Origin of the sequence: Methanobrevibacter sp. (assembly GCF_045130115.1) — an archaeon.
In the GTDB taxonomy this organism is placed as follows: domain Archaea; phylum Methanobacteriota; class Methanobacteria; order Methanobacteriales; family Methanobacteriaceae; genus Methanocatella.
The window spans coordinates 1-17,528 of the sequence record NZ_JBGUPC010000065.1; the positions used below are offsets into that span (position 1 = coordinate 1).

At 34.8% G+C, this 17,528-nt stretch carries 16 protein-coding genes; 13 read left to right on the forward strand and 3 right to left on the reverse strand.

From position 1 onward, the window contains the following. Positions 1 to 182: 182 nt before the first annotated feature. Complete coding sequence (glmS, locus tag ACJMML_RS11335) at positions 183 to 1,961, reverse strand: glutamine--fructose-6-phosphate transaminase (isomerizing) (RefSeq protein ID WP_405307415.1); 1,779 nt, start codon at positions 1,959 to 1,961, stop codon at positions 183 to 185. Between the two features lie 236 nt (positions 1,962 to 2,197). Between glmS and ACJMML_RS11340 the strand changes: the two genes are divergently transcribed. After that, the gene (locus ACJMML_RS11340) at positions 2,198 to 2,641 is read left to right on the forward strand and encodes a hypothetical protein (RefSeq protein ID WP_405307416.1); all 444 of its coding nucleotides are present in this window, start codon (positions 2,198 to 2,200) and stop codon (positions 2,639 to 2,641) included. A 19-nt stretch (positions 2,642 to 2,660) separates the two neighbouring features. Continuing rightward, positions 2,661 to 3,089 carry a low molecular weight protein arginine phosphatase gene (locus ACJMML_RS11345; protein WP_405307417.1) on the forward strand — a complete coding sequence of 143 codons (429 nt, stop codon included), beginning with the start codon at positions 2,661 to 2,663 and terminating at the stop codon, positions 3,087 to 3,089. Here the strand turns inward: ACJMML_RS11345 and ACJMML_RS11350 are convergent. Beyond that, positions 3,086 to 4,048 (reverse strand): tetratricopeptide repeat protein, encoded by a 963-nt coding sequence (locus tag ACJMML_RS11350; RefSeq protein WP_405307418.1) that lies wholly within the window; start codon positions 4,046 to 4,048, stop codon positions 3,086 to 3,088. The genes ACJMML_RS11345 and ACJMML_RS11350 overlap by 4 nt on opposite strands. A 405-nt stretch (positions 4,049 to 4,453) precedes the next feature. On the opposite strand from ACJMML_RS11350, the gene ACJMML_RS11355 reads away from it, so the two are divergent. Next, entirely contained in the window at positions 4,454 to 4,891 is a 438-nt protein-coding gene (locus ACJMML_RS11355) for a hypothetical protein (protein WP_405307443.1), read from the forward strand. Here the strand turns inward: ACJMML_RS11355 and ACJMML_RS11360 are convergent. Further along, complete coding sequence (locus ACJMML_RS11360; RefSeq protein WP_405307419.1) at positions 4,854 to 5,198, reverse strand: diacylglycerol kinase family protein; 345 nt, start codon at positions 5,196 to 5,198, stop codon at positions 4,854 to 4,856. The genes ACJMML_RS11355 and ACJMML_RS11360 overlap by 38 nt on opposite strands. Before the next feature lie 112 nt (positions 5,199 to 5,310). Between ACJMML_RS11360 and ACJMML_RS11365 the strand changes: the two genes are divergently transcribed. The 10 genes from ACJMML_RS11365 (at position 5,311) to ACJMML_RS11410 (ending at position 17,501) form a co-directional block, all read left to right on the forward strand. Further along, the gene (locus ACJMML_RS11365) at positions 5,311 to 5,997 is read left to right on the forward strand and encodes a hypothetical protein (RefSeq protein ID WP_405307420.1); all 687 of its coding nucleotides are present in this window, start codon (positions 5,311 to 5,313) and stop codon (positions 5,995 to 5,997) included. A 72-nt stretch (positions 5,998 to 6,069) separates the two neighbouring features. After that, a complete protein-coding gene (locus ACJMML_RS11370; protein WP_405307421.1) occupies positions 6,070 to 7,176 on the forward strand; it encodes an RtcB family protein in 1,107 nt (368 codons plus the stop codon). A gap of 13 nt (positions 7,177 to 7,189) precedes the next feature. Further along, positions 7,190 to 7,990, forward strand: coding sequence for an SIS domain-containing protein (locus tag ACJMML_RS11375; protein WP_405307422.1), 801 nt, complete (start codon positions 7,190 to 7,192; stop codon positions 7,988 to 7,990). Positions 7,991 to 8,024: 34 nt separating this feature from the next. Further along, the gene (locus tag ACJMML_RS11380; RefSeq protein WP_405307423.1) at positions 8,025 to 8,819 is read left to right on the forward strand and encodes an FHA domain-containing protein; all 795 of its coding nucleotides are present in this window, start codon (positions 8,025 to 8,027) and stop codon (positions 8,817 to 8,819) included. 34 nt (positions 8,820 to 8,853) lie between these two features. After that, positions 8,854 to 12,357, forward strand: coding sequence for an Hsp70 family protein (locus tag ACJMML_RS11385; protein ID WP_405307424.1), 3,504 nt, complete (start codon positions 8,854 to 8,856; stop codon positions 12,355 to 12,357). A 56-nt stretch (positions 12,358 to 12,413) separates the two neighbouring features. Continuing rightward, the gene (locus ACJMML_RS11390) at positions 12,414 to 12,548 is read left to right on the forward strand and encodes a hypothetical protein (protein ID WP_405307425.1); all 135 of its coding nucleotides are present in this window, start codon (positions 12,414 to 12,416) and stop codon (positions 12,546 to 12,548) included. Positions 12,549 to 12,553: 5 nt separating this feature from the next. After that, entirely contained in the window at positions 12,554 to 13,321 is a 768-nt protein-coding gene (locus ACJMML_RS11395) for a metallophosphoesterase (protein ID WP_405307426.1), read from the forward strand. Positions 13,322 to 13,546: 225 nt separating this feature from the next. Continuing rightward, complete coding sequence (locus tag ACJMML_RS11400; RefSeq protein ID WP_405307427.1) at positions 13,547 to 15,790, forward strand: RyR domain-containing protein; 2,244 nt, start codon at positions 13,547 to 13,549, stop codon at positions 15,788 to 15,790. 185 nt (positions 15,791 to 15,975) lie between these two features. Then, a complete protein-coding gene (locus ACJMML_RS11405) occupies positions 15,976 to 16,701 on the forward strand; it encodes a hypothetical protein (RefSeq protein ID WP_405307428.1) in 726 nt (241 codons plus the stop codon). Further along, complete coding sequence (locus ACJMML_RS11410) at positions 16,701 to 17,501, forward strand: hypothetical protein (protein ID WP_405307429.1); 801 nt, start codon at positions 16,701 to 16,703, stop codon at positions 17,499 to 17,501. Before ACJMML_RS11405 ends, ACJMML_RS11410 begins: the two co-directional genes overlap by 1 nt. Positions 17,502 to 17,528 lie beyond the last annotated feature (27 nt).

Consider the following 17,528-nt stretch of genomic DNA (forward strand, 5'->3'; position numbering starts at 1 on the left):
AAGATAGTACACCCAATAGTGCAATTCATCCATGACCTTGAAGAGGTCATGGTATTCTTGCATCATTTAGATAAATTTGATTACATTAATTCAGTTAATGAAAAATACGATTAATATAAATGAAGTTTTTCTAAAAGATATTAAAAAAATAAGGAAATCATGAAGCAAATCATGCTTCATGACTATACTGTAATTACTTTTGCAAGGTTTTTTGGCTTGTCGGGGTTGTAACCCTTGTCGCATGTCACATAATAGGAAATCAACTGCAAAGGCACGGCATAAACCAATGGGGCAATAATGTCTCCTACTTCTGCATTGACTTCGATTACTTCTTTTGAGTTTTCAGCAGTTTTTTCATCGCCTTTAGCACAGACACTTAGAATTATTGCTCCACGGGCTTTGACTTCCTCCAGGTTAACCATTGTTTTGCTGTAGTCATCTCCAGGAGGAATGACTACAATGACGGGAACCTTTTCATCGATTAATGCCAATGGGCCATGCTTGAGCTCTCCTGCAGCATATCCTTCGGCATGGATGTAGGTGATTTCCTTCAGTTTCAATGCTCCTTCAAGAGCTATTGGATATGAGAATCCCCGTCCGAGATAGAACGCATTTTTTGCAAAGTCATATCTTTTTGATATATTCTTGATTGATTCCCTTTCCTTTACAACTTCATCAATGTATTTAGGGACCTGGTATAATTCCCTAATCAACTTTTCGTCTTTGGCCATCAAAGCGGCGAATAGGTAGATTGCTGTTAATTGGGCAAGGTATGTTTTTGTTGCAGCAACTCCTATTTCCGGACCTGCTTGAGTCTGAATGAAGTATTCCGCTTCTTCAGTCATTGCAGACCCTGCAACATTAACAATAGCCAATGTTTTTGATGTTTTTCTAGCTTCTTTCAATGCCATACGCGAATCGAAGGTTTCACCGGATTGTGAAATGAAAATAACCAGTGTATCCTCATCCCATGTTTTTGCTGTGTATTTGAACTCTGATGCAATGACAACATCACATGCAATGCCTGCAAGGGACTCAATCAGATATTTTCCTGTAATTGAAGCGTGATATGATGTTCCACAGGCGACAAAGCAGATTCTTTTGACTTCACCTATGCATTTTATTATTTTCTCGATATTTGCCCTTTGGCCTAAGGTGTTTTTAACTGCAGCGGATTGTTCTGTAATTTCCTTAATCATAAAATGGTCAAATCCCTCTTTTTTGGCCATATCTGGAGACCAGTCAATGTGCTGTGGGGATTTTTTAACTTCCTTGCCGTTTTCATCATGGATTTCAATGCCTTCTTTTGTAAGTACTGCAATCTCTCCATCTTTTGGCCTTACTACGTCACGGGCATAGTCAAGTACTGCAGGGGTGTCTGAAGCAACGAAATAACCTTCCTTTCCAAATGCGACAATTAAAGGCGAATCCTTTCTTGTTGCAACAAGTTTGTCAGGTTCGTCTTTGGACATTGCAACTATTGCATATGACCCTTCAATTTTCGCACTGCATTTTCTCACTGCATCCTCCAAATCCCGGCCGTCGTCCATAAATTTTTTAATCAGATGAGGAATCACTTCAGTATCGGTTGTTGAAATGAATTCATGCCCTTCTTTGATTAGCTCATCTCTGATTTCCCTATGGTTTTCCAAAGTGCCGTTGTGGACAACAGCTACTGTATTGGTGTCATCAAGGTGAGGGTGAGCGTTTTCAGGTGTAGGCTTTCCTGTTGATGCCCATCTGGTATGGGCAATGCCGTAAGATCCGCTCATGTTTTTAAAATTCTGTTCTCTGTTTACTTTTTTGATGTCTCCTTTGCCTTTTTTGACATGTATTGCATTATCATAAGTCGCAAGCCCTATTGAATCGTATCCTCTGTATTCCAAATTCTGAATACATTCGAATAGAACAGGTGCCGCATCTTTTTGTTCTCTTAATATGCATCCAACAATTCCGCACATATTATCACCTCAAATTTTAATCATTATTTTTTCATTGGTTTTAAGGTAGTATAAATCGAATAAAGCTTTTGCTTTATAGATAAATCAGTTGCTTTCATATTTCAGCTAAAGCATTTCATTTGTCTAATTTAAATATTCAAGAAAACAATATCTTTAATAAAGGGTTCGGCAAAACAAATTCAAAGTCTCCTAAAGAGATATTATATGAGATTTCGGAAATTATAACGGTTGATATTATGAAAATAATTTTTGTTTGCAGCGGAAACACTTCAAGAAGTCCAATGGCTGAGGGAATTTTCAAACAGATGTTAAGTGATGTTGAAGTTTCTTCAGCGGGATTTTCCACATTTTCAGGTGAAAAAGCATCTGAAAATGCAATAATAGTATGCAGGAAGCATGATATTGACTTGTCAGAGTTTTGGACAACAAATGTGGCAGATGTTGATTTCAGTGAGTTTGATCTGGTCTTGACCGCAACCGAATCAGCCAGAGATAAGATATTGAAGTTATATCCAGATGTAACTGCATATACTATTAAGCAGTATAGTGGAGGATATGAAGACCTGGACATTAAGGATCCTTCAGAGGACAGTCTGGGAGACCATGTGGTTTGTTTTTTTGAAATTAAAGAGGCTCTGGAAAAAATTCTTGAAACTCATGAAGATTTTAAGAGAGGTTAATGGTTTAAATGGTGATGATATGAAGGTTGTATTTGTTTGTACAGGAAACACCTGCAGAAGTCCAATGGCCGAAGCTATATTTAAGGATTTGGTCAGGGATGTTGAAGTGGTCTCTGCTGGAATCTATGCATCTTATGGTCAAATGGCGACACCAAATGCGATAAAAGTCTGTGAAAAGTATGGTTTGGATTTGAAAAATCATTTTTCACAAAACATCGGCAGGGTCAATCTCGCTTATGATGACTTGATTTTAACCGCTACTGATTTTCATAAGAATGAGCTTTTGAATGCTTATCCAAATTTGGAGATTCACACAATCAGAGGATATGCAGGGTGTGAACCTGAAGACATTGCAGATCCAATCGGAGGGGATTTGGATGATTATGAAAAATGTTTTCTGGAGATTAGAGATGCTTTGGAAAAAATAGTTGAAATTCATGATTTTTAGGTTATGGCTCTTTCATGGAGCTTATCTAATATTTCTAATTGGTATGGTTTCATTTTGTCATAGTTTTGAGGTGTTTTTAAAAGTTCATCAAAGCAGTCTAAGGAGGCATCCAAATCATTTTTCCTTCTCAAAACAATTGCTTTGTTAAAAAGAGCGTAATCATAATTTTTATCAAGACTTAAACATTTGTTGAAACATTCGAGGGCTTGTTCGCATTCATCAAATGAAAACAGAAGACACCCTTTCTGATTCAATGCGTCAATATCCTTTTCATTGTCGTCTAAAATAAGGTTCATGATGGTTAGGGCTTGTTTGGGATCTTTTTCAATCAGAAACAATCTTAGGCTTTTGATTTTTAATTGGTCTGTTCGTGAGTCTCCAAGTTCTGGAGTGTTGATCATCAGTTCGTTTTCTAAAATTGATTTTGTTTCATTAATCAGGGATTGAACATAATTTTTACAGTCTTTATCGGTTTTAATCGCTTTTTCATAGCAGTCAAGAGCATCCCATAATCTATTGGAATTTTTATAGGTCCTGCCTTGTTTAATCAATTCATTGGTTCTGGCAGTATAAGCCATATTGATTTCTATTTCATTGCCGATTATCTCATTTATCTCATTTTTAAGGATTATTATGATATTTTTCAAATTGGGATTAATTTCGATTGCCTTGTCATAAAAGCTCAATGCCTGCCTGTAATCTTTTCTGATTTTGCTGATTATTCCTTTGCTTATATAGGCGGACGAAGTTTTTTTAATGGACAGAGAATAGTCAAAATAGTTTTCAGCTTCGTTCATGCGATTTAATTTCATCAGGGAGGATCCTTTCCCATTAATGGCTTCAATGTTTTCAGGTTCTGTTTCCAGAATCTCATCGAAAATTTTAATTGCTTTTGCAGTATCGTTTTGAATATACTCCATTGCTTCTTCTATTTTTTCGTTAATATCGTCAGTTTTCATGTTAATCCCTTATTTGATAATTTTAAAAAAAGTTTTTGTGATATAAAATTAAAATGATGATTGTTTGAAAAAATGGCGTTGATAAATGTAAAATCAGATAATTTGATCGCGTAGGAATTTTTCCCACAGTAATTGCATGATCCTTGTGGTTTATAATTATATCTTAGCCAATTCTTCGCCATTTTTCAACACCGTACATGAGTTTATAATACATTATTATTAAATCGCATAAAGGAATTGCTTTCATCAACTGATTTTTAAAATCGGTTAAATGATTTTCTTTAGGGTGTTTAAATACTCTTGGAATAATAGTATTATATAAAGTTTAGTGAGATAATTTGAAATTTGCGATGGAAATTTTCGACGATGTAAAATCGTTTATCGGGAGATGATTTTGTGAAAATAATGTTTGTCTGTTATGCAAATACTTCAAGAAGCGCAATGGCGGAAGCTATATTTAAGCAAATGGTTGGCGATGACATTGAAGTCTACTCCTCAGGCATCATGGCCCAAACGGGTAAGATGTCTTCTGAATTGACAGTTGATGTGTGCAGGTCTCATGGAATTGACCTGTCAAATCATAGGGCAACCAACTTCAGAAGCTCCTTCATTGGGGATATGGACCTGGTTTTGACTCTGGAGGAGTTTCACACGGAAAAAGTAAAGATTTACTATCCCAATCTAAAAATCTGCACAATCAGACAGTTCATCAATGAATATCCTCCTGACATTAATGATCCTGTCGGTGGGGATTTTAAGGTTTATGATGCATGCTTTTGTGAAATCCGCCGCTGCTTAAAAAAGGTCAAAGCAATTTTGGAAGAAAAATCATTAATCCAATAATTGCAGATGAAATGGCCATCACTAAAACTGCTGCCGCTGAAGCGTCCTTGATGAACTTGATGTCGGCATCATAATCCTCATTGATGTAATCCAATGTTTTTTCAAAAGCAGTGTTAAATAGTTCTGCAGATATCACGAGTCCGAATAATATGATGCAGATGACCCATTCCATTTTTGATAATTTGACCATTAATCCTAAAATGATTACGCAAAGTGTAACTGTGAAATGAATCTTCAAGTTTCTCTCAACATTTGTGGTGTTGAGGAGTCCTTCAATTGCGTATTTGAAACTGTCGATAAATTTCATATAATATAATTTTCATCAGAAATATTTAAGTTGGATAAATTAATTACTTTAAATAAGTTAAATAGACTATACCTATATACTTCAAATTGATATTTTACTGGTTGTGTCAAATATGAATTTTCAGGAATTTGAAGAGTTGATTAATAGCGGATTGAAGGAGATTACCTTAACTGAAGATGTTATTCTTGAGGACTCTGAGAGGGAAGATTACATGTGGGGTGTTGAAATCACTGCAGATGATTTAATCATCGATGGGAATAATCATTCCGTTAATGGAAATAAGAAGGCATCCCTATTGAATGTCGAATCGAAAGTCACTTTAAGAAATTTCAGATTTGAGAATGCATGCTTTGAATACTCAGGCGGAGCCTTAATTAACAGAGGGGATTTGATAATTGAAAACTGCGAATTTTTTGATAATACCTCATGGGATTTAGGCGGTGCCATATATAATGAGTCTAATCTGGCCATAAAAAATTCAAAATTCATTGAAAACAGGGCAGAGTATGGAGGTGCCATTTTTATGGATTCCGATTCGATGTTAAGCTTAAGCGGATCTGTTTTTGAGTCTAACTTCGCTGAATTTGAAGGGGGAGCAATTTATAATAAGTCAAAATTGAGCGTATATGACTGTTTGTTTAGAAAAAACGCTGCTTATAAGGGTGGAGCCATTTATAACGAACTAATATTAAATGTTAGGGATAGTGAATTCACAGGTAACATTGCAGGTGATGATAATGATGACATCAGAAGCGAAAGCGAGGAAAAACTGAGTGTTCTCAATTGCATTTTCGATTAAAGTCTTTACTTTATGCGATTTAAATAGTGTCAATAATAGATAATTAAATAACCGATTATGTGAGGTGATACTATGTTTGAATTAAAGGGAAAATATGCAACCGCTAAAATCTTTTCAGATGATGTTGACAATGTGAGCATATCCCAGGTTATCCAATTTCTTAACCAGCCAATCGCTGAAGGCCAGACCATCCGCATGATGCCGGATATCCATGCGGGCAGCGGCTGTACAATAGGCACTACAATGACAATCACAGATAAGGTTGTTCCTAATCTTGTAGGGTCAGACATTGGCTGCGGAATGGAAGTGCTGTACTTGGATGCTGATGAAATCGATTTTGAACGCCTTGACAATATAATTCGAACTAAGGTGCCTTTCGGTTATAATAAAAGGGTTGTTCCACATCATTTCATGAAGAACTTTGATTTAACAGAACTCAAATGCTATTTCAATCTTGAAGCAGGAAGTGAAGGCAACTTTGCCCTTGGCACTCTCGGTGGTGGAAATCACTTTATTGAGATTAACAGGACACAAAACAATGAATTGATCATGGTTATTCACTCAGGAAGCCGCAGGATTGGTGCTGATGTTTGTGAATATTATCAAAATGAGGCATTAAAGGAATTTAAGAGATTCCACAATATGGCTGAAAGTAGGGATTTGATTCACTGTGAAGGAAAATTGTTTGATGATTATATTCATGACATGGAAATAATGCAGGATTTTGCAGCCCTAAACCGTCAGGCCATTGCTGAAACTATCCTAAGCGAATACGGAATGGATTACACCAAAAAGTTCACCACTATCCACAACTACATTGACACTGACAAGATGATTCTAAGGAAAGGTGCAGTTTCCGCCGAAAAAGGCGAAACATTAATCATTCCAATCAATATGCGTGACGGATCAATCATTTGCAAAGGTAAAGGAAATGCAGAATGGAATTATTCCGCTCCTCATGGTGCAGGACGTTTATATAGTCGTTCTAAGGCTAAAGAAGCATTGTCTTTCGAAGAATTTGAACGTGAAATGGAAGGAATCTATTCAACATCAGTTAAAAGGAACACAATTGATGAATCTCCTATGGCTTATAAACCAATAGATAATATTTTAAATAATGTTGAAGATACAGTTAAAATAGTGGAAATTGTAAAACCAGTTTATAATTTCAAAGCTTAAAAAGGTTATTAATATGTCTGAGTTAAAATATATGGATTTATCTTTGGATGAAATCCTCAAAAATCTTCAAATGTGTAAATCAGTTGTGGCAAATCAGGAAGAGGCTATCTGCAAGTTTAGGGACGTTATTTTAACAGCCTCCAATAAGCGTGTAGTACCAGAGAGAAAAACTACCATATTCCTTGCAGGTGCTGGAAGGTCAGGTTTTGTTGCAAAATCTTTTGCAATGAGATTAATGCATTTAGGATTTTATGTATATGTATTTAATGAAACAATAGCTCCTCCGGTTAAAGATGGGGATATCATTATAATCATTTCAAAATCAGGCAAATCCAATTCCATAACTCAAATAGTTGAAGATTCTAAAATTGATAATGTCAAATTTTTAGCTGTATGCGGCAATACTAAAAGTGATCTTGCCCAAAAGGCTGATGCAAGAATTGTAATTGATTCCCTTCCACAGACTTTAGTCAGACTTGAGGATTATGATGTGAAAGAGTTTATTGAAACTTTGCCTGGAGCTTTAATAAACTTCGAAAGTGATGAGAGTGTCAGAAGCAAACTTGAAGCGATTCCAAAAAAATCTGCTGATTTAAGCGATAACAAATTATGGAAAGATATTGAAGACTTACCTAAAGAAATCAGAGGAATCAGCAATATATACCGTCCATTGGAGTTAATATTAATGGGAACAGCTTTTGAAGTTTCCGCTTTGGTGTTGCTTGATGCATTAGTTGCAGAGTTAATGCAAAGCTTAAACCTGCGTGAAAAAGACTTAAAATCATATCATGATGTGTTAAGCAGTTCAATTTAGATAATAATGAATTATGTATTGAGAAGGTTTTATTATGAGCGATTCGAAAACAGTGATTCTTGATAACTCAGATTCAGGAATGCTATCAACCAAATTAGCAGCAGTCAATAATAACGTAAGATTTTCCATTTTAGAAATTTTAAGGGATTTCGAACGGGCAAATAAAAAAAGTGACGGCACATTTAAAAAGGAACCACTGTATTCCCGTGAAATCAACTCAATCCTTTTAAACAATTACAACATTAACATTACTCCTCAAATGTTGGGTCAACACTTGAAACAACTTGCGGGAGCTGATTTGATTGAAGAAGTGGATGTTAAAAAGGAAGTTCCTAATAAGATTGGCCGCAGAAGTGTAAAGGCATTTATTCTTAAAGAGGATGCATTTGAAGATCTGTTTTTGGATGTAAGCTTCTTATCAGATGAACTTCTCACATTTTTCGATTTATACAAATCCAATCAAAGATTTTCCGATGGTGAACATTGTGTTTTAACTATTTTCAATGGAGAGGATAAGGGCAAAACATTTAAGGTTCACAAGAATGAGACAGTTTTAATTGGAAGGAAAGCTAATTTCAATGCCAATGATTTGGCTTCATTTACCATACTTTTAGATAATAGCTATTCTACAGTTTCAAACGTTGGAAAACCTCATCTAAAATTATACTATAAGGATGACGGATGGTATATTTTGGATGAAGGCAGCTCTAACGGAACTTACATTGCGGATAGAAAGGTTCCGACCGGAATTGAAACAAGACTAAAAACCAATTCATTTTTAAAGTTATCTAAAGGAAATGGTGGAGCGGTCATTTATTGTTCATTTTAATTAGATTTTTTTTTAAATCTAATTGGTGGTTTGAGTGGACTTTGATGAGGCAAAACACTTAATTGAAGAATTTTTTAATGGCAAATTTGAAGTTAAAAAATTTCTGGGCGAAGGATCATTTGCAAAGGTTTATCTAGTGAACCATAACTATCTAGACACCCTAATGGCCATGAAAATCATTAAGGAGCCTCTGAGTGTTTCAACCAATAAAAAAGATGTTTTTCATGAAGTCATGCTCGCTTGCCAGCTAAGGCATGAAAATATTATAAGCATTTATGACGCTGCTGAAATAACTAATTTTGAAGATGGAAAGAGTCATGCATATTTTGTGATGGAATACGTTTCCGGTGGAGATTTGGAGCAATTTTTAAATTCATACATTGAAATTGGCATGTTCATGCCGATAGGACTTTGCTTGGATTTAATGAAGCAAATCTTAAGTGGTTTGAACACACTCCATTCCGCAAATCCTCCGATAATTCACCGTGACTTAAAGACAAATAATGTTCTGCTCAGTTTCAACGCTTGCGGGGACATTGTAATTAAAATATCTGATTTTGGTTTTGCAAAGGAAGTCACAACTTCCATTTCGGACATTGACATAGCGGGAACACGGCCATATATGGCTCCTGAACTTTTCAATAAAAATGTATCTGCCAGAAGTGATATTTATGCTGTGGGAGTCATGTTTTATCAGCTGTTGGCCAATAGATATCCCTATGATGTTAGCGATTATACAACAGAAGAGCTGATTGATTTAAAGCCATGGTCCAATGAGTTAAAACCTCCAAGCCAGTATAATGAACATGTTTCAGAACAGTTGGATGAAATCGTTCTTAAATGCCTTGATGTTAATCCGAATAACAGGTATGGTGATGCTGGTGAGATGTTGGCCGATGTTGAAAGGGCAATTGACGGATATGAGGCAACTCAGAATTTATCATTGACCCAATCTGGCGAGGAATATAATGACGATTATTGTGAGTATATCATAAACGATTCAATAAAAGAGGCTTTCAGGCTTGCCAAATGTGAAAACGGACTTAAGGAAGCTATTGAAATATTGGAGGGTGAAGTTCTGGAGGATTATGCCATCCGTAAATTTTATTCCGAAACCCTCAGAATTTGGAAATCGAAACGTCCTGATTTGAAACTGATTTCAAAGGCATTCACCGTTAATCTTAAGGGCAGACATTATAAATTGGCCTGCAACTTTTTAAAAGAAGCTATTGCATATAACCCGTCAATTAAAAATAAGTATCAGCATTATATTGATTTATGGGAGATTTTCATTGATTTAGAAAGACACGGCAGTTTATTTAAGGCAGTTGTGCTGCTTGAAAAGCTTATGGAATCAAACAGGGAGATTAAAAAACTTTATAAAAACATCCTTCCGACTATCATGACATATTCAGTCGATGAAATCGTGATTGAGGCAATTCGTTTGGTCAATCTCAATAATCTCTCTGAAGGGGCCAACCTGATGGAGTTTGCCGTAATCCTTGATGCGGAAGTCAGGGAAAAGTATGCCTATAAGATGTCGCTATGGAAACAGAATATGAAAATGCATTTCAAACAGCCTAGTGAAATTAAATCCGACACTATCGATTATGCAATAGATTTGGGAACTACTGACTCTGTAATCTCTTATTATAACAATGGAAATCCAATCATAATTAAAAATCACAGGACTGGAGATGAGTTCACTCCATCGGCTGTTTTGGTCGATGAATCTGATGATGTGGAAGTTGGAGTGAGTGCAAAGGATGCGCTATTGAATAATAACAGCAATGCGGTCGGTGAATTTAAGCATAATATGGGATTTTCAATTCCATTTAAATTTGAAAAGTCATCTCGCGTGATGTTTCCAGAAGAGCTTTCCGCCGAAATCCTAAAGGATTTGAGGGTATCGGTTTATGATGAGACCGGAGTAAACATTGAGCATGCCGTGATTTGTGTTCCTGCAAATTCAAATCCGATCAAAACCAGGGCGGTTAATGATGCTGCCGACCTTGCCGGATTCAGATCACACAGTCTGATATTGGAGCCGATTGCAGTGGGAATTGCTTATGACCTTAAAAAGCCAAATGGAATCTGGTTGATTTATGATTTGGGTGGAGGAACATTTAATGTAAGCTTAATCAGAAATCGCAATGGGGAACTCGAAAAGCTTGCAACTGATGGGCTTGAAAATCTTGGTGGGAATGCATTTGACTGGAAGATTGTAAATGACCTCTTCAGACCAAAAATCGCTTATGATTTGAATTTGGATGACTTTAGAAGGGACAATTCAAAATATGTAAAGGTTTTTGCAAGACTTAAGAATGCCGCTGAATTGGCAAAAGTGAATCTGACAAAAATGGATAAGACAGACATATGCGTCAGTAATCTTTTTGATGGTTATGACTTTAACTATACTTTAACTAGGCACAGATTTAAGGAAATCATAGAACCATTAATCAAATACACATTTAACGTTACAAAAAGCTTATTGGATGAATACTCTTTATGTGATGAAGATATTGACAAGGTCATTCTTGTCGGAGGCTCATCGATTAGCCCGGTTGTGCAGGAATTCATACGGGATGAATTTGCAATTGAGATTGAATCAAGCTTAAATCCATTGACTGTGGTGTCAAAAGGTGCGGCCATTTATGCAGGAAGCCTTGAAAAGCCGCATATTGACATTAAAAAGAAACCGTTCTCCGTTCTTTTGAATCATAAAAACGGCGTTTTGAGGGGAAAGGTATTTTCACAGGATTTGAAATCCTCATTTTTGGGATATGAAATAGAAATCGCATCTGTTAAATTGCCTTTAAAGATAGATGGAACGTTTAAACTTAAAAATCCTCCTCAAAGATATGACATTAATATCTATGAAAATGATAAGCTCCATAAGCTTGATGAAAAATCTCCAAATCAAGTTGATGGGGAAAAGATAATCATTCCATATTTGAATAAGCAATTCAACATTAGCTGTGATGTTGACTTAAAGGATTTGCTGAATCGATATGCAAAATTGATTAAGAAAATAGATTATTTGAATGAGTACTCAGTGGTTAATGACTGTGGAGTTCAAAAGTATATAGAAACCTTGCTTGATATAGCTCAAAGAGATAAGATTGCTGTAAATCAGGCTAAAATTTACATTGATCATTTGACTTCCATTGTTGAAAATGCAGAGGAGGATTTGGAATTTTCAATGCTTTTGGAGAACGTTTCCAAAAAAATCGAAGTTGCTAAAAATAATGGTTGGTTTGACGTTGATGACCTTGACAATGATTTGGAAAACAAAAGTCTGGATGAGCTTAAAGCAATTCACTCTTTCCTGATTGAGGAATATGTCCGGTCTAATGAGAACGATGTAATCGTCAGTTTCTTCTTTAATTTGAAGCTTGAAGGAATTTATACCAACAACGAAAAGCTGGCCGATGAGCTTATTGAAAAGGCGCAAACAGCATTAAATCTAAATGATTTCGATGAGCTTTTAAACATATCTAATGTATTATATGAACTTGATGAGCGTGAGATTAAATAATTTGCTTTATGTGATTTAAATATATTATGGGACAGATTAAGAATTAGAGGTATTTCATGAAAAACCAAAATTCAACAAAACCGACAGTAATACTTAATAAAAGTAATTCAGATGTATTTCTGGACTTCAACAGTGCAAACGATTTGTCTGAAGTCATGAAGGTATTGAATAAGTTAAAGAATGAAAGGTGATTTCAATGAATGATAAACTAATTGAATTGCCTGACTGCGGTCGTTTGATTGTTGTGACCGATTTGCATGGCAATCTTTATGATTACAATTATTATCTGAATTTATGGGATGAATCTGACCCTGATTTTCACATTGTCTTTTGCGGAGACATGATTCATGGGCTTGATGAAGACAATGACGGATCTGTTGAAATTCTTGATGATGCCATCGCAAAATCTAAAGAGTATTCCAATTTCCACACGCTTCTTGGAAATCATGAATGGGCGCATATCACAAACAAGGAAATCTATAAGAACAATCAGCCATTGCTTTTGGGATTTAAAAACATTGTATCATATAGAAAAGGGTTTATTGAGCCTCACTTAACAAATTATGTTAAATTCTTCAAGACCATGCCTTATTTTGTAAAAACTGAAAATGGCTTGTTCATCTCTCATTCCGGACCTTCCGAAAAGGTCAGATCAATTGAAGGTTTTAATAAAATCTTTGAAAGTGATTATTCTGGACCTATCTTATATGATTTCTTGTGGAATAGGTACAATAATGTAACAGACTATAAAAAGGAGGATGTTGACAGGTTCCTTGATATCGTTGGATCTAAAGTCATGGTGGTTGGTCATTGTCCTGTTGAGTCCTATAGGGTGTTCGGAAAGCAAATTATCATGTCTTCAAGTTTCGCTACAAAAGTAAATACATATCTGGACATCGATTTGTCAATGGAGATTAATGATGTTAAGGATGTGCAGAAACAGTTGAAGTTTGTAATCGAATGATTTTGATGAGTTTCAGCTATCAGCGAGAAGTTATTTTCATTAAGATGTTTTCCCACTAAAATGCCGATGCTTTCTCAGACTTTCTATATTAATGAAAAAATTATATAATATCGTTTATAAATATATTTTTCAATAGTTAAGTTTGTTAAAAATGGGAAAATTGAAGCTGATAAAATAAGACAGACCATAAAAATAGGATTTTAAATCCGAGATACGGTGTTATATATGACTGAAAACAGTTTAAAAAAATATATCGATAAATTTTTCGATGAGTTGGTATTGTATGATGACTATAAAAATGGTCATTACTATAAAGATTTGTTAAAAGCGGGCATTGATGCATTTTTGGAATATGAAAATTCTTATACTGCATATGAAATATATAGGACATTTTTCATGATTTATCAGATAACTTCCGGTGATAAATCTGAAGAGAGTAAAAGTCCAATAAGCATTTCCAGAGAGCCAAACAGTCTCCTTGACCTGGTTCAAATAATGAAAAAGTATGAAGAAAATACAGGAGATTTAATTGAAAGGCAAAGGGATCATTTCATCCACTCCGTCAATGTTTTTCTTTTAGGATTATCCATTTATGCTAAAAACAGCAGGTATAGGGAATATTTCAAAGGTTATATCTTAAAAAGCAAATATGAAAAATATTATAAGCTTGCTGATGGCGAATTGTCCCATGAAGAATTTTTATATCGTTGGGGAATAGCTTCCCTTTTCCATGATATTGGTTATCCTGTTGAAATAATTGGAAAGCAGCTCAATAAATTTATAAATGATGGTGTGAAATCCATTTCCCATACTTACGGCGCGGATACTGCAATTGATTTCAAGGACTTTGATGAGTTTAATGCTATCGTGAAGTTGGACCATGATTTTGCAGATGAATTTACCAAAGATTATCCTGAAGCTAAATTCCTAAATCTATTCAAGCCGACAGATATCATGGCCCATAAGATATCTAAAGACTTTGAAAATGTAGATGTGAATGATGTTGCAAGGCATCTTGATAATTTTGTGTATGAAATGGGGGATTTAGGTTTTATTGATCATGGATTTTTCTCATGCATTCTTGTTTTAAACTCTTACGGATATCTAATACAAAAATATTCAAAAAGTCATGAATTCTTCTTTTATCCTATTGTAGACAGTGCAACATCTATTCTATTGCACAATTATTACGGTAAAGTCTTGCAGGGGGACAGGTTCAAATTGAAAGGACTTCATCCTTCACAGTCTCCTATTGCATTTCTGTTAATTTTATGTGATGAGCTTCAGGAATGGAACAGACAACCCTTTGGTGTAAAAGACAAGCAGAAAGGCCATGTAAATGAGTTGGACATAAAGATTGATGATGATAGTCTTGAAGTTCATTATATTGCTAAGAGCGGTTCTCTGGGTTTAGGCTTTTCTGAAGATAAGGAAAAACTCCTGAATAATGTGCTGTCTTTAAAAAGCGTCTTTCAATTTGGCTTAAGGGTTAAAACTGAAGTCCAACAACATTTCACTTTAAATGAAAGAAATGATAATTTGTCTATGGCTCCTGACATTTTGCTTAGAAACGTTGAAAATCTCGCCATTTTAATCCATGATAATTATAATGAAACAATTGAAAAGGAATATAAGGAAGCATTGAAGAAAAAAGGGAAAGTGAAAAAGGACCTTCAGAAGAAATATGATGAAAGATGTTCTTATGATGAGTTAACACCTAACCTGAAAATTGCAAATATCAGACAGGCAAGGTCCATTCCGGTTAAATTGGCCATGATTGGATGTGAGCTTGCAGACCTATCAGATGAAAGGCCTGCAATAACTGAGTTTTCAAAGGAAGAAGTGGAAGATTTGGCCGAGTATGAGCATGAAGAATGGAATAATGAGAAAGAGGCTACCGGTTGGACATATGGTAAGAAGAAAAACATGAAAAAGAAAATCACTCCATACTTGGTTCCTTGGGATGATTTAACTGAGAATATTAAGGAATTTGACCGTGATCCTATCAGGAATATCCCTTCATTAATGAAATCTTTAGGCTTAAAGGTGGTTAAAAGCAAAATCAGACTCCTAACAATTGAAATGCATAACCTTCATGAGGACACTTCATTTGATGATTTGCCTGATTACATTAAATACACAAACTATAAGCAGGCAGAGTATTTAATCAAGATTCTGGCTCTTAGAGGTTATTCCATTGTGGATGCAGATTCAGAAGGAAATGCAGTCACCGCTTTTGATCCGGATACCGTGGAATACTTTGCGGAAAGGGAACATGAATCATGGTATAAGCTTAAGATTAATTTAGGCTGGTCTTATGGGTCTGTTAAGGATGAAATTTCCAAATCCAATCCTAATCTAGTGGAATGGCAGGCTCTTGATTTCGATAAAAAAGAGGCAAACAGAATGACATTCAGAAGTTTGCCTGAATTATGTAAAAAAGTGGATTTAAAAATTGTTAATAGCTAATTAACAATTTTTCTTTTCTTTTTTGTATAATTGTTATATGAAAAATAATTAAAAGTGAATAGATAATTCATTCACATTTTTGGTAAACTTTTAAATAACTTTTTTTATATATGTTTAATAGGTGAGGTTTAGTGGATATATTCAATCAACCCTTATTTCAATTTATTGTAGAATTACTTTTGTTCATGGTCTTAACGGCTATTGGCATTTTTATTTTAAAAAGGATAAGGGAAAGCGATAACAGATATTTGAGTCCTGAGGAGTTCTTGCCGCAGGATGAGATTCATACTTTAAAACAGGTGTTTTATCTGATTATGATGGCATTATGTTTTACCAATCTGTTATATTCATTTATATTTGTATCCGATGATTATTTATATATCTCATTGTTTGACATAGGATTGTCACTGATAATTGCAATAACCCTGGACAAGTCCTCTCTAAAAAATAAGATTTTATTGATATTGGTTGTTCCTTTCGGTGCCTTAAATTACATATTTTTTGGATATGGCCTTGTCGGTTTAATTGACATTATTCATATTCCAATATTCCTGTACTTTGTTAAGTATTATTATGACAGATTTAATTATTATACTAGGTCACATGGACTGTCTATAACAATAATTTTGCTGTTCACTATAGTTTTCTTTAGTTTTTTCCTAACTCAGGTGGTTGAAGGAAAAGATGCCCTGGATTCTCTGGTAATGGTTTCTAATGCATTTACAAGTAACGGTTATAGTGTTTTAGGCAAATCAATTCCAGGAAAGCTTAACAGTTTATTCTTGGTTTGGAGTGGTTATGTCATTTCTGGTGTGGCTACAGCAACATTGACGGCGGCCATTTTAATTAAGCATTTTAACAGAAGGGTTGAAGAGCTTGAAAGAATAATTGAGGAAGGAAGTGATGAATAATGCCTGTAGAAATGTGGATAATTATTTTAGTTTTTATCATTGAGTTTCTTATTGTCATGCTGGCCTTTTCTATTGCGGTTCAGCTTTGTAAGTTTGTTATAAATAAGATACAATCTTCTAATTTCTTTAAAACCTCAAGACTCTTTAATCCACTCGAATATTTCCCTGAAGAGGAGATAACAACCATAAAACAGGTTTTTTATCTGGTAATTATAGTCTTAATCGTTGTGGATATTTTATACTCTGCTGTTGGATGGCATGAAAATTTGATTATCTTTTCATTGTTTGATATTATATTGTCTTTATATCTTGGGGTTAATGTTAAGTGGGGATCTTTAAAAAATAAGATTTTATTGTTCGGACTGATACCGTTAGGTTCAATCGGCGTATTTGCATGGGGTTACTATGAAGTGGTGTTTGATGTAATCCATTTGTTAATCCTTGCATTTTTCATTAAAGTTTATTTTGATAAGTTTGTTGAATATACCGATACCAATAGTTTGGGAATAACAATAATGCTGTTGTTTTCAATTGTTTTTGTAAGCTTTTTTGTTACTATGATTGTTGAAGGGGTTAATCCTCTTGATTCATTGGTCATGGTTTCCAATGCATTTACAAGTAATGGATATGCCATTTTAGGTGAATCAGGTTTGGGTAAAGCTGATGCATTACTATTGGTTTGGAGCGGATTTCTATTGTCTTGTGTGGGTACCGCCACGTTATCGGTTTCTATTATAAAAAAACACATTGACCATAAATTCGATGATCTGGAAGAATTGGCCAGGAAAAAGAAGAATTAATTAATTCCAAATCATTAAATATTTTTT

Excerpts from the sequence above, each read along its gene's own strand:
- ACJMML_RS11395 (WP_405307426.1), top strand. The coding sequence starts at position 12,554 with ATGAATGATAAACTAATTGAATTGCCTGACTGCGGTCGTTTGATTGTT.
- ACJMML_RS11355 (WP_405307443.1), top strand. The coding sequence starts at position 4,454 with ATGTTTGTCTGTTATGCAAATACTTCAAGAAGCGCAATGGCGGAAGCT.
- ACJMML_RS11365 (WP_405307420.1), top strand. The coding sequence starts at position 5,311 with ATGAATTTTCAGGAATTTGAAGAGTTGATTAATAGCGGATTGAAGGAG.
- ACJMML_RS11350 (WP_405307418.1), bottom strand. The coding sequence starts at position 4,048 with ATGAAAACTGACGATATTAACGAAAAAATAGAAGAAGCAATGGAGTAT.
- ACJMML_RS11405 (WP_405307428.1), top strand. The coding sequence starts at position 15,976 with ATGGTCTTAACGGCTATTGGCATTTTTATTTTAAAAAGGATAAGGGAA.
- ACJMML_RS11370 (WP_405307421.1), top strand. The coding sequence starts at position 6,070 with ATGTTTGAATTAAAGGGAAAATATGCAACCGCTAAAATCTTTTCAGAT.
- ACJMML_RS11410 (WP_405307429.1), top strand. The coding sequence starts at position 16,701 with ATGCCTGTAGAAATGTGGATAATTATTTTAGTTTTTATCATTGAGTTT.
- ACJMML_RS11400 (WP_405307427.1), top strand. The coding sequence starts at position 13,547 with ATGACTGAAAACAGTTTAAAAAAATATATCGATAAATTTTTCGATGAG.
- ACJMML_RS11345 (WP_405307417.1), top strand. The coding sequence starts at position 2,661 with ATGAAGGTTGTATTTGTTTGTACAGGAAACACCTGCAGAAGTCCAATG.
- ACJMML_RS11360 (WP_405307419.1), bottom strand. The coding sequence starts at position 5,198 with ATGAAATTTATCGACAGTTTCAAATACGCAATTGAAGGACTCCTCAAC.
- glmS (WP_405307415.1), bottom strand. The coding sequence starts at position 1,961 with ATGTGCGGAATTGTTGGATGCATATTAAGAGAACAAAAAGATGCGGCA.
- ACJMML_RS11380 (WP_405307423.1), top strand. The coding sequence starts at position 8,025 with ATGAGCGATTCGAAAACAGTGATTCTTGATAACTCAGATTCAGGAATG.
- ACJMML_RS11390 (WP_405307425.1), top strand. The coding sequence starts at position 12,414 with ATGAAAAACCAAAATTCAACAAAACCGACAGTAATACTTAATAAAAGT.
- ACJMML_RS11340 (WP_405307416.1), top strand. The coding sequence starts at position 2,198 with ATGAAAATAATTTTTGTTTGCAGCGGAAACACTTCAAGAAGTCCAATG.
- ACJMML_RS11375 (WP_405307422.1), top strand. The coding sequence starts at position 7,190 with ATGTCTGAGTTAAAATATATGGATTTATCTTTGGATGAAATCCTCAAA.